This is a genomic window from Bacillus altitudinis 41KF2b, from assembly GCF_000691145.1.
In the GTDB taxonomy this organism is placed as follows: Bacteria; Bacillota; Bacilli; order Bacillales; family Bacillaceae; genus Bacillus; species Bacillus altitudinis.
The window spans coordinates 56,350-68,817 of the sequence record NZ_ASJC01000005.1; the positions used below are offsets into that span (position 1 = coordinate 56,350).

11 protein-coding genes are annotated in these 12,468 nt (G+C 42.2%); 10 read left to right on the forward strand and 1 reads right to left on the reverse strand.

Annotation, left to right across the window (positions count from 1 at the left end; genetic code table 11):
- The first annotated feature begins 41 nt into the window (after positions 1-41).
- The 9 genes from lepA to mtaB all read left to right on the forward strand — a co-directional run bounded on the left by lepA (position 42) and on the right by mtaB (position 11,139).
- Positions 42-1,880, forward strand: a complete 1,839-nt coding sequence (gene lepA, locus BA79_RS10430) for a translation elongation factor 4 (RefSeq protein ID WP_008342476.1) — start codon at positions 42-44, stop codon at positions 1,878-1,880.
- A gap of 114 nt (positions 1,881-1,994) precedes the next feature.
- Positions 1,995-3,134 (forward strand): radical SAM family heme chaperone HemW, encoded by a 1,140-nt coding sequence (hemW, locus tag BA79_RS10435; protein ID WP_035702733.1) that lies wholly within the window; start codon positions 1,995-1,997, stop codon positions 3,132-3,134.
- 81 nt (positions 3,135-3,215) lie between these two features.
- Complete coding sequence (gene hrcA, locus BA79_RS10440) at positions 3,216-4,247, forward strand: heat-inducible transcriptional repressor HrcA (RefSeq protein ID WP_008342473.1); 1,032 nt, start codon at positions 3,216-3,218, stop codon at positions 4,245-4,247.
- A 62-nt stretch (positions 4,248-4,309) separates the two neighbouring features.
- A complete protein-coding gene (gene grpE / locus BA79_RS10445) occupies positions 4,310-4,867 on the forward strand; it encodes a nucleotide exchange factor GrpE (RefSeq protein WP_008342471.1) in 558 nt (185 codons plus the stop codon).
- 24 nt (positions 4,868-4,891) lie between these two features.
- The gene (dnaK, locus tag BA79_RS10450; RefSeq protein ID WP_008342469.1) at positions 4,892-6,730 is read left to right on the forward strand and encodes a molecular chaperone DnaK; all 1,839 of its coding nucleotides are present in this window, start codon (positions 4,892-4,894) and stop codon (positions 6,728-6,730) included.
- 165 nt (positions 6,731-6,895) lie between these two features.
- On the forward strand, positions 6,896-8,029 hold the full coding sequence (gene dnaJ / locus BA79_RS10455) for a molecular chaperone DnaJ (RefSeq protein WP_008342467.1): 1,134 nt from the start codon (positions 6,896-6,898) through the stop codon (positions 8,027-8,029).
- Positions 8,030-8,051: 22 nt separating this feature from the next.
- Entirely contained in the window at positions 8,052-8,987 is a 936-nt protein-coding gene (gene prmA / locus BA79_RS10460; RefSeq protein ID WP_019743216.1) for a 50S ribosomal protein L11 methyltransferase, read from the forward strand.
- Between the two features lie 23 nt (positions 8,988-9,010).
- On the forward strand, positions 9,011-9,781 hold the full coding sequence (locus tag BA79_RS10465) for a 16S rRNA (uracil(1498)-N(3))-methyltransferase (RefSeq protein WP_019743217.1): 771 nt from the start codon (positions 9,011-9,013) through the stop codon (positions 9,779-9,781).
- Entirely contained in the window at positions 9,781-11,139 is a 1,359-nt protein-coding gene (mtaB, locus tag BA79_RS10470; RefSeq protein ID WP_017367626.1) for a tRNA (N(6)-L-threonylcarbamoyladenosine(37)-C(2))-methylthiotransferase MtaB, read from the forward strand. The genes BA79_RS10465 and mtaB overlap by 1 nt, the downstream gene beginning before the upstream one ends.
- A gap of 40 nt (positions 11,140-11,179) precedes the next feature.
- Here the strand turns inward: mtaB and BA79_RS10475 are convergent, their stop codons facing one another.
- Complete coding sequence (locus tag BA79_RS10475) at positions 11,180-12,109, reverse strand: Na/Pi symporter (RefSeq protein WP_007501320.1); 930 nt, start codon at positions 12,107-12,109, stop codon at positions 11,180-11,182.
- Between the two features lie 182 nt (positions 12,110-12,291).
- Here BA79_RS10475 and rpsU point away from each other — a divergent pair, with 182 nt between their 5' ends.
- Entirely contained in the window at positions 12,292-12,465 is a 174-nt protein-coding gene (gene rpsU / locus BA79_RS10480) for a 30S ribosomal protein S21 (RefSeq protein WP_003152957.1), read from the forward strand.
- Positions 12,466-12,468: the final 3 nt, after the last annotated feature.

A 12,468-nucleotide genomic window follows, 5' to 3' on the forward strand; every position in this document is an offset into this window, starting at 1 on the left:
AACCTAGCGCAACCCGCGTTTTATAGTAGGAGTGATAGATTGTGACAGATAAAGAAAAACGATTAGAACGGCAATCAAGAATTCGAAATTTCTCCATTATCGCCCATATTGACCATGGGAAATCCACATTGGCTGACCGTATTTTAGAAAAAACAGCGGCGATTACGCAACGAGAAATGAAAGAACAATTACTTGATTCCATGGACTTAGAGCGTGAACGCGGCATTACGATCAAATTAAACTCTGTCCAGCTGAAATATCAGGCGAAGGATGGAGAAGAATATATTATGCACCTGATTGATACACCAGGGCATGTCGACTTCACCTATGAGGTATCTCGAAGCCTAGCTGCCTGTGAAGGTGCAATTCTTGTGGTGGATGCAGCACAAGGCATTGAGGCACAGACACTTGCGAACGTTTATTTAGCTCTTGATAACAACTTAGAAATCCTGCCGATCATTAACAAAATTGATCTGCCGAGTGCAGAGCCTGAACGTGTAAGACAAGAAATTGAAGATGTCATCGGGTTGGATGCATCTGAAGCTGTTCTCACCTCTGCTAAGGCGGGCATCGGGATCGAGGATATTTTAGAACAAATCGTCGAAAAGGTGCCGGCACCAGCTGGAGATCCAGAAGCACCACTTCAAGCCCTCATTTTTGATTCTCTCTACGATGCGTATCGTGGCGTCATTGCTTACATACGAATTGTCGAAGGAACCGTCAAACCGGGTCAAAAAATTAAGATGATGGCGACAGGCAAAGAATTTGAAGTGCTTGAAGTTGGCGTATTTACACCGAAAGCAATGCCAACAGACGAACTCACTGTTGGAGATGTTGGCTATTTAACAGCTGCCATTAAAAACGTTGGTGATACACGAGTAGGGGATACGATCACAAGTGCGGTAAACCCTGCGAAAGAAGCTCTGCCTGGATATAGAAAGCTGAACCCAATGGTGTACTGCGGCCTTTATCCAATTGACACAGCGAAATATAACGACTTGCGTGAAGCGTTAGAAAAGCTTGAATTAAATGATTCTTCACTTCAATATGAGGCAGAGACATCCCAAGCACTTGGCTTCGGCTTCCGCTGCGGCTTCCTTGGCATGCTTCATATGGAAATCATCCAAGAACGGATTGAACGTGAATTTAAAATCGACCTCATTACGACAGCGCCAAGTGTTATTTACGATGTGTATATGACAGACGGAGAAAAAATTGTTGTAGATAACCCATCCAATTTGCCTGATCCGCAAAAGATTGAGCGAATTGAAGAGCCATACGTGAAGGCAACAATGATGGTGCCAAATGATTATGTTGGTTCTGTGATGGAGCTTTGCCAAGGAAAGCGCGGCAATTTCATTGATATGCAATATCTTGATGCAAACCGCGTGAGCATTGTGTACGAAATTCCTCTGGCAGAGATCGTATACGAATTCTTTGATCAATTAAAGTCCAATACAAAAGGGTATGCATCCTTTGATTACGAGCTGATCGGCTATCGCCCATCCACTCTAGTGAAAATGGATATCATGCTCAATGGCGAAAAAATCGATGCACTTTCCTTTATTGTTCACCGTGACTATGCGTATGAACGCGGAAAGATCATTGTAGAAAAGCTGAAAGAACTGATTCCGCGCCAGCACTTTGAAGTACCAGTTCAGGCAGCGATCGGTCAAAAGATTGTTGCTCGGTCTACCATTAAAGCCATGCGCAAGAACGTACTAGCGAAGTGTTATGGTGGAGATATTTCCCGGAAAAGAAAGCTTCTTGAGAAGCAAAAAGAAGGGAAAAAGCGCATGAAGCAAGTGGGATCTGTAGAAGTCCCACAAGAAGCATTTATGGCCGTGCTGAAAATGGACGACAGCACACCGAAAAAATAACATCCTCAAGGCAACCTGCTTTACAATGCTCGCCTTGACGTTTATAGTCGAAAACAAACGAAGAGGCCGCAGCGATAAACTGCGGCTCTTTACCTGTAAAGAAGGTGTCAATAATTGAAAGCAGCATACATTCACATTCCATTTTGTGAGCACATTTGTCACTATTGTGATTTCAATAAATTTTTCATTAAAACCCAACCGGTCGATGAATACTTAGCCGCACTTGAAAAAGAAATGCAGCACACGATCGATCAAAAAGGAGAGCAAGAACTAAAGACGATCTTTATTGGTGGGGGAACCCCGACATCACTGACAACCAGCCAGTTAGATCAGCTTATGGACAGCATTCACCGCGTATTAAAACCAACCAAAAACTTAATCGAGTTTGCAGTAGAAGCAAACCCCGACGAACTATCGCTTGAGAAATTGAATGTCTTAAAATCAGCAGGCGTTAATCGGCTCAGCTTTGGTGTTCAAACATTTGAAGATGACCTGCTCAAAAAAATCGGACGGGTTCATCAAAAGAAAGATGTTCTCACATCTTTCGAGCGAGCAAGAGCAGTTGGGTTTGACAACATTAGTCTTGATCTGATGTTTGGTTTGCCTCATCAAGAGAAGCATCATGTCATGCATTCACTAGAGACCGCTTTTTCATTAGGTGCAGAGCATTATTCGGTTTATTCGCTGATTGTCGAGCCGAAGACGGTCTTTTACAATTTGATGCAAAAAGGGAAACTGCATTTACCACCGCAAGAACGTGAGGCTGAAATGTATGAGCTCGTCATGGATGAAATGGAGCGGCACGGACTCAAACAATATGAGATTAGCAATTACGCCAAACCAGGTTTTGAAAGCCAGCATAACCTCACCTATTGGAGCAACGAAGATTACTTTGGTTTTGGAGCTGGAGCGCACGGGTATGTAGATGGCGTCCGTAATGTGAACGCTGGACCAGTGAAGCATTACTTAGAGCTCATTGAACAAACAGGGTTTCCATATAAGGAAACGCATCAGGTGACAAAAGCAGAACAGATCGAAGAAGAAATGTTCTTAGGTTTGCGGAAAATTGAAGGCGTGAAAAGTGCTCACTTTCAAGCGAAATTTGGAGCATCACCAGAAGCACTCTTTCCCGCCGTTCTTGAAGAATTAGCAGAAAAAGGTCTCATTGAACAGGATGAGATTGGCATTCGTTTAACAAGAAAAGGAAAATTGTTAGGAAATGAAGTATTTCAAGCGTTTCTCGGTGAGTTATAATTGACATTTTAATTTGAGTTTGGTAATTTTGTTTATACAATTAGCACTCGTTGAAAGAGAGTGCTAACAGGGGTGATGATGATGTTAACAAATCGTCAGCTTTTGATTCTACAAGTCATTATTAATGACTTTATTCGTTCGGCGCAGCCAGTTGGATCAAGGACTCTTTCCAAAAAAGAAGACATTACATTCAGCTCTGCGACGATTAGAAACGAAATGGCTGATTTGGAGGAACTCGGTTTTATTGAAAAGACCCATTCTTCATCAGGAAGAATTCCTTCCGAAAAAGGATATCGTTATTATGTAGATCATTTGCTCTCTCCGCGAAAACTGTCATCTAAAGAGCTTGTGCTCATCCAGTCAGTATTTCAGGAGAAAATTTTTGAGCTGGAAAAAACAGTTCAAAAATCGGCGGAAATTTTATCAGATCTCACAAACTACACATCGATTGTCCTTGGTCCAAAGCTAAGTGAAAATCGATTGAAGCAAATTCAGCTTGTCCCCGTCCAGCCTAATAAAGCAGTAGCGATTATGATTACAGACAGCGGGCATGTTGAAAACAAAACCATTACCTTCTCTGAGCATCTTGATGTCTCCGATATTGAGAAGCTGATGAATATTTTAAACAGCCGCTTAGCCGGAGTCCCGATGGATCAGCTGAAGGACAGGATGTATAAAGAAGTAGTGATGCTCCTTCGCACGCATTTAAAAGACTATGATCATATTTTAGATGCGCTTGGTAACACATTCACTTCAACACAAAATGAATCAAAACTTTTCTTTGGCGGGAAGATTAATATGTTGAACCAGCCAGAGTTTCATGACATTGACCGCATTCGTTCACTCATGATGCTGATTGAACAAAAGAACGATGTCATGCAGCTGTTTCATCCAAATCAGCAAGGAATCACCATTAAAATCGGTTCAGAAAACAATTTGGAAGCAATGGAGAACTGCAGTTTAATCACAGCAACTTATGCGATTGATCAAAAATCACTCGGCTCCATCGCTGTCATTGGTCCAACCCGTATGGATTACGGGCGAGTCGTTAGTCTTTTGCATCATGTATCAAAAGACTTGTCAAACGCACTTTCCAATTTGTATGATGAGTAGGGTGATAAAAGGTGGGGCACAGCCCCTTCGTATAATTGAATCTTTTGAGGGAGGTGAACACAATGTCAGAAGAAAAACAGACACCTGAGCAAGCAGCAGAGGTTGAAGCACAAGAAGAAGCAGTTCAAGCAGAAACTGAGGAAGTAAAGCACGATGAACAGTCTGCCTTCCAAGAGAAGATTGATGAATTGCAGCAGCTTCTAGATGAAAAAGAAAACAAAATTCTGCGTGTTCAAGCAGATTTTGAAAACTATAAACGCCGTGCTCGAACTGAAGTGGAGACCGTGCAAAAATATCGTTCTCAACATGTTGTCAGCGACCTTCTCCCAGCTCTCGACAACTTTGAAAGAGCGCTTGGAATCGATCCAGACAATGAGCAGACGAAAAGTTTGCTAGAAGGTATGCAAATGGTTTACCGCCAGCTGGTAGAAGCGTTGAAAAATGAAGGCGTTGAACCAATTGAAGCTGTCGGCAAAGAGTTCGATCCAAACCTTCATCAAGCCGTCATGCAAGTTGAAGATGAAAACTACGATTCAAACATCGTTGTAGAAGAATTGCAAAAGGGCTATAAACTCAAAGACCGAGTTATTCGTCCATCAATGGTAAAAGTAAATCAATAACTACATAATGGGAGGTCATCGAATATGAGTAAAATCATTGGTATTGACTTAGGAACAACAAACTCATGTGTTGCAGTACTCGAAGGCGGCGAGCCAAAAGTTATTGCAAACGCTGAAGGAGCACGTACAACACCATCTGTTGTCGCTTTTAAAAATGGAGAGCGCCAAGTAGGTGAAGTAGCGAAACGTCAATCAATTACAAACCCAAACACCATCATGTCTGTTAAAAGACATATGGGTACAGATTATAAAGTAGAAGTTGAGGGCAAGAACTACACGCCGCAGGAAATCTCTGCAATCATCCTTCAACACCTTAAATCTTACGCTGAAGCCTATCTTGGCGAAGAAGTAACAAAAGCGGTTATTACAGTTCCTGCTTACTTCAACGATGCAGAGCGCCAAGCAACAAAAGATGCTGGTAAAATTGCTGGTCTTGAAGTAGAACGTATCATCAACGAACCAACAGCAGCTGCACTTGCTTATGGTTTAGATAAAACAGATGAAGATCAAACGATCCTTGTATATGACCTTGGTGGCGGTACATTTGACGTATCAGTCCTTGAGCTTGGAGACGGCGTCTTTGAAGTACGTTCAACTGCTGGGGACAACCGTCTAGGTGGAGACGATTTTGACCAAGTCATCATCGATCATCTAGTGGCTGAGTTCAAAAAAGAAAACGGCATTGATCTTTCTAAAGATAAAATGGCGCTTCAGCGTTTAAAAGATGCTGCTGAAAAAGCGAAAAAAGATCTTTCTGGTGTATCTTCTACACAAATCTCACTGCCATTTATCACAGCTGGAGATGCAGGTCCTCTTCACCTAGAATTAACGCTAACGCGTGCTAAATTCGAAGAGCTTTCTGCAGACCTTGTAGAGCGTACAATGACACCTGTACGTCAATCACTGAAAGATGCTGGTCTATCTGCTAGCGAGATTGATAAAGTTATCCTTGTTGGTGGATCAACTCGTATTCCTGCAGTACAAGAAGCAATCAAAAAAGAAACAGGTAAAGAGCCTCATAAAGGCGTAAACCCTGATGAAGTGGTTGCACTTGGTGCGGCAATTCAAGGTGGAGTTATCACAGGAGATGTCAAAGACGTTGTTCTTCTTGACGTCACACCACTTTCTTTAGGAATTGAAACAATGGGCGGCGTATTCACAAAGCTGATTGAACGTAATACAACCATTCCAACAAGTAAATCTCAAGTATTCTCAACGGCTGCTGACAACCAAACTGCTGTAGACATTCACGTCTTACAAGGTGAGCGTCCAATGGCAGCAGACAACAAAACATTAGGTCGTTTCCAATTGACTGATATCCCGCCAGCACCACGCGGCGTACCACAAATCGAAGTATCTTTTGATATCGATAAAAACGGTATTGTCAACGTACGTGCGAAAGATATGGGTACAGGCAAAGAGCAAAACATCACAATCAAATCTTCTTCAGGTCTTTCTGATGATGAGATCGAAAAAATGGTCAAAGAAGCAGAAGAAAATGCTGAAGCAGATGCAAAGAAAAAAGAAGAAATCGAAGTGCGCAATGAAGCAGATCAATTAGTGTTTACAACAGAAAAAACATTAAAAGATCTTGAAGGCAAAATCGATGAAGAGCAAGTGAAAAAAGCGAATGATGCAAAAGATGCGCTAAAAGCTGCGATCGAAAAAGGCGAGCTTGAAGACATCAAAGCGAAAAAAGATGAGCTACAAACAATCGTTCAAGAATTAACGACAAAGCTCTATGAAGAAGCTGCAAAACAAGCACAAGCTCAGCAAGAAGGCGCTGAAGGTGCTCAAAAAGCAGATGACAATGTAGTGGATGCAGAATACGAAGAAGTAAACGACGATCAAGAGAAAAAATAATCACCTTTACTTTTGAAAAAGACTGCTGAAACGTACTCGTCAGAAAGTCAAAGTCAGGATCTCTTGGCTTTGACTTTTTTCTTTTCAACGATGAAAAGGAATTGAAAAAGATCAATTTAAAATGATACAATCGTATTTATGTGAGAAAATCGGGAGTGTGAAGAGATGAGTAAGCGTGATTACTATGAAGTGCTTGGCGTGAGTAAGAGCGCCTCAAAGGACGAAATCAAAAAGGCATACCGCAAGCTTTCAAAAAAGTATCACCCTGATATTAATAAAGAAGCTGGCTCAGATGATAAATTCAAAGAAGTAAAAGAAGCCTATGAAACCCTTTCTGACGATCAAAAACGTTCACATTATGACCAGTTCGGTCACACCGATCCAAACCAAGGATTTGGTGGCGGCGGATTTGGCGGTGGGGGAGACTTTGGCGGCTTCGGCGGCTTTGATGACATCTTCTCTAGTATTTTTGGCGGCGGAGCCAGAAGAAGAGATCCAAATGCACCACGTCAAGGAGCGGACCTTCAATATACAATGACCCTTTCATTTGAAGAAGCGGCATTTGGGAAAGAAGCAACGATCGAGATTCCCCGCGAGGAATCATGTGAAACGTGTCATGGATCAGGTGCAAAACCTGGAACACAGGCAAAGACATGCTCACATTGCGGCGGATCAGGTCAACTAAATGTCGAGCAATCCACGCCATTTGGTAAAGTAGTCAACCGCAGAGTATGTAACTACTGTAGCGGAACTGGTAAACAAATTGAGCATAAGTGTTCAACATGTGGTGGATCTGGTAAAGTGCGTAAGCGTAAGAAAATCAATGTGACGATCCCAGCAGGTGTGGACGATGGTCAGCAGCTTAGAGTATCTGGTCAAGGTGAACCAGGTGTAAATGGAGGACCTCCAGGCGATCTATTTGTTGTTTTCCATGTGAGGGCGCATGAATTCTTCGAACGAGATGGAGATGACATCTACTGCGAAATGCCGCTTACCTTTGCGCAGGCTGCACTAGGTGATGAAATTGAAGTGCCGACATTACATGGGAAAGTCAAATTAAAAGTTCCTGCGGGCACACAAACGGGTACGAAGTTTAGACTCAAAGGAAAAGGTGTAAAAAATGTACGCGGTTATGGTCAAGGCGATCAGCATATCGTTGTACGCGTCGTAACACCGACGAATTTAACTGAAAATCAAAAAGATATCATTAGAAAATTTGCTGAAGTGAGCGGAAATAAACCGGACGAACAAGAAATGAGCTTTTTCGATAAGGTGAAACGCGCATTTAAAGGCGAGTAAGACGGATAAGGAGTTGGTAGTATTGAAGTGGTCAGAAATTAGCGTCCATACAACAAATGAAGCGGTGGAACCGATCACCAATATTTTGCATGAAGCAGGTGCAAGTGGTGTCGTGATTGAGGACCCGCTTGATTTAGTCAAGGAACGTGAAAATGTATACGGTGAGATCTACCAGCTCGATCCGAATGATTATCCTGAGGAAGGGGTTATCGTCAAAGCCTACCTTCCGATGAATAGCTTTTTGATGGAAACGGTAGATGAGATCAAAGAAGCCATCAACAATCTTCTTCTATACGATATTGACCTTGGACGAAATACACTGTCAATTTGTGAAGTAAACGAAGAAGAATGGGCGACTGCATGGAAGAAATACTATCATCCTGTGAAAATCTCTGAGAAATTTACCATCGTCCCAACATGGGAAGAGTACACACCCGTTCATTCTGATGAATTGATCATCGAAATGGACCCTGGAATGGCATTTGGAACCGGCACACATCCAACAACGGTTCTTTGCATTCAGGCGCTTGAGCGCTATGTGAAGGAAAACGACACGGTGATTGACGTTGGAACAGGATCTGGCATTTTAAGTGTTGCCGCTGCAATGCTCGGTGCGAAAGACATTCATGCATTTGATCTCGACACCGTTGCAGTGGAAAGTGCAAAGCAGAACATCGAATTAAATGGTGTGAGCGACCAAGTAACGGTAAAACAAAACAATTTACTTGATGGGATTTCAGGTGAACGCGATGTGATTGTGGCCAACATCCTTGCAGAGGTCATCTTGCGCTTTACAGATCAAGCGTATGATCTATTGAAGAAAGACGGTTACTTTATTACATCAGGCATTATCGGACAAAAGAAATTACAAGTCAAAACGGCTTTAGAAGAAGCCGGTTTTGAGATTGTTGAAGTGCTGTCAATGGAAGATTGGGTCAGCATTATAGCGAAAAAATAAAGCGAGTAGGTGTCAGGACACGTATGCAACGATATTTTATCGACCTCACAAAAGAAGAAGTGACGGAAAAGGGAAACATCGTCATAAAGGGTGAAGATGTTCATCACCTTGCAAACGTCATGCGGATGAAAGCAGGAGAAGACATCCTTTGCTTAACGACAGACGGCTTTGAAGCGCTCAGTAAAATTGATACAATAACAAAGGAAGAAGTGATTTGTCACTTGGAAGGCTGGACGAATCAGAATCGAGAACTTCCGATCAAGGTGACGATTGCAAGCGGTCTGCCAAAAGGGGATAAGCTTGAATGGATTATCCAAAAAGGCACCGAGCTTGGCGCAAGTGCTTTTATTCCGTTTCAAGCGGCTCGTTCGATTACAAAACTTGACCAAAAAAAGTCATTAAAAAAACGAGATCGCTGGGAAAAAATTGCGAAAGAAGCTGCCGAGCAGTCTTACCGGAATATCATTCCGCGCGTTCATCCAGTATCAACATTTAAAGAGCTGATTCAACTGGCCGGTGAATTCGATAAATGTGTCGTTGCATACGAAGAATCATCGAAAGAAGGCGAGCAAAGCCGGTTTCAAACGGTGCTCCAACAGATGAAGGGCGGACAAACCTTATTAGTGGTTTTTGGTCCAGAAGGCGGTTTAGCAGAAAAGGAAATTGAAGAACTTGAAGCGCATGGTGCAGTCATTTGCGGGCTTGGACCACGCATTTTAAGAACAGAAACAGCTCCTCTTTACGCGCTTTCTGCTATATCTTATCAAACAGAGTTATTAAGAGGTGAATCATGATGGGAACAGTAGCGTTCCATACACTTGGCTGTAAGGTCAATCACTACGAAACAGAAGCCATCTGGCAACTGTTTAAAGAAGCTGGCTATGAAAGAAAAGATTATGAATCAAAAGCAGACGTATATGTCATTAATACATGTACCGTCACCAATACAGGCGATAAAAAAAGCCGCCAAGTCATTAGAAGAGCCATTCGTCATAATCCGGATGGTGTCATTTGTGTAACAGGCTGTTACGCACAAACGTCTCCGGCAGAAATCATGGCGATTCCTGGTGTTGATATTGTGGTTGGCACACAAGACAGACATAAACTGCTTGGTTATATTGAAGAATACAGAAGAGAAAGACAGCCGATCAATGGAGTTGGCAATATCATGAAAGCACGGGTCTTTGAAGAACTAGATGTTCCTGCGTTTACTGACAGAACACGTGCTTCGTTAAAAATCCAAGAAGGCTGTAACAATTTCTGTACATTCTGCATTATCCCTTGGGCTCGCGGATTACTGCGTTCTCGAGATCCAGAAGAAGTCATCAATCAAGCGCAGCAGCTTGTCGATGCTGGCTACAAAGAAATTGTATTAACAGGTATTCATACAGGTGGATACGGTGAAGATTTAAAGGATTATAACTTTGCTAAGCTTCTGAAAGAATTAGATGAACGTGTGGCGGGATTAAAACGAATCCGCATTTCATCCATTGAAGCAAGTCAAATTACAGACGAAGTGATTGAAGTGCTCGATCAGTCAGATAAAATTGTGAGACACTTGCACATTCCGCTTCAATCTGGCTCTAATACTGTACTGAAAAGAATGCGCCGTAAATACACAATGGAATTCTTTGCAGAGCGTTTAACGAAGCTCAAAAAAGCATTGCCAGGTCTTGCTGTCACTTCAGATGTGATCGTTGGATTCCCAGGAGAAACAGAAGAAGAATTTATGGAAACATACAATTTTGTCAAAGACCATCAATTCTCTGAGCTCCATGTGTTCCCTTACAGCAAACGGACAGGTACGCCTGCTGCAAGAATGGAAGATCAAGTAGATGAGAATGTGAAAAACGAACGCGTTCACCGCCTCATTGCTCTTTCTGATCAGCTTGCGAAAGAATATGCATCGGCATATGAAGGCGACGTCTTAGAGATTATTCCAGAAGAATCCTTCAAAGAACAAGACGGAACGCACAATCTGTATGTAGGATATACTGATAACTACATGAAGGTCGTATTTGAAGGAACAGAAGACATGATCGGCCGTTTGGTGAAAGTGAAGATTACGAAAGCAGGTTATCCTTATAACGAAGGACAATTCGTCCGTATAAGTGATGACGTGCAGACGGATCAAGTGAGAATGACCTCATAATGAATGAAAAACCGGCAGCCATTAGGCAAGCCGGTTTCTTTTATGTTGACCGATTCGGAAGAAGGAACAAAATCAAGGCGTAAAAAGGGCGGATGAACGGGAAAAAGAGGAGAGAACTTGCAACATTAAACAGCAGACTAAAGTGCGCAATCTGCTGGGCAGGAGAGCTTGCTAAAAGCGCAACAAACTCTGTGATAAAGGCGAGAAAAGGAAGACATAAAAGAACACCTAGAACATTAAACACGACGTGTGCATACGCGGTTTGGCGGGCTGCATAACCGCCAGAGATAGCAGCCATCACGGCAGTGATACATGTTCCGATATTGGACCCTAAAACAAAGCTAATGCCTTCTTTTAGAGCGACAGTCCCTTCATTCATAAATCCCATCAAAATACCGATACATACAGAGCTTGAATGAACAATCGCGGTGAGAACTGTACCAGAGAGAAGAGCTGTCCAATCGGAGTGCTGCATCATTTCAAGAAAACGCAGTGTCTCTGGCTGACTGGTCATCATACCTGCAATTTTTGAAAAACCTTGAATACAAAAAAAGATCATGCCAAGCCCAAATAAACTTTTTCCTGCATATCGAAAAGACTTCCTGCCCAAAATGATACATAAAAGACCAGCTGCAATCAGAACCCACATAAACACGTCCATCTTAATGGCAATAAATTCTGTCGTAAATGTTGAGCCGATATTCGTTCCAAGAATCATGGGTATGGATTTTTTAAACGTGAGAATGCCTGTACTCACAAAGCCGATAACGATGACCATAAACGCCGAACTGCTTTGAAGAACCCCTGTAAACACAATACTGACCAAGAATGCTTTGACTGGATGATCTGTAAAGAGAAGAAGTGATTTCTCAATACGAGACGACGTGAGTGCCATTAATCCTTTCCTAAGCAAACCCATTGCCCATAAAAAAATGAAAATAAGTGCACAAAAATAAATGATCGCCATCATAGAAAAGTCCTCCTCTTACCAATGAATATATGGACTTGTCTACCTGCTCATGACGAAAATATATTTCCAAATCACTTAGTTGACCTCAACCTAGGCTTATATTATAATGTCTAGGTACATGTTTTGCATGTATATCTTTTTTTAATGCAGTCGATTGGTGTATTCGGAGGGAGGGAAAGAGAATGTCAAAAACGGTCGTTAGAAAAAACGAATCGCTTGAAGATGCTCTTCGTCGCTTTAAACGCAGTGTATCCAAAACTGGAACATTGCAAGAAGCAAGAAAGCGTGAATTTTATGAAAAGCCTAGCGTAAAGCGTAAGAAAAAGTCTGAAGCTGCTAGAAAACGTAAATTCTAAAGA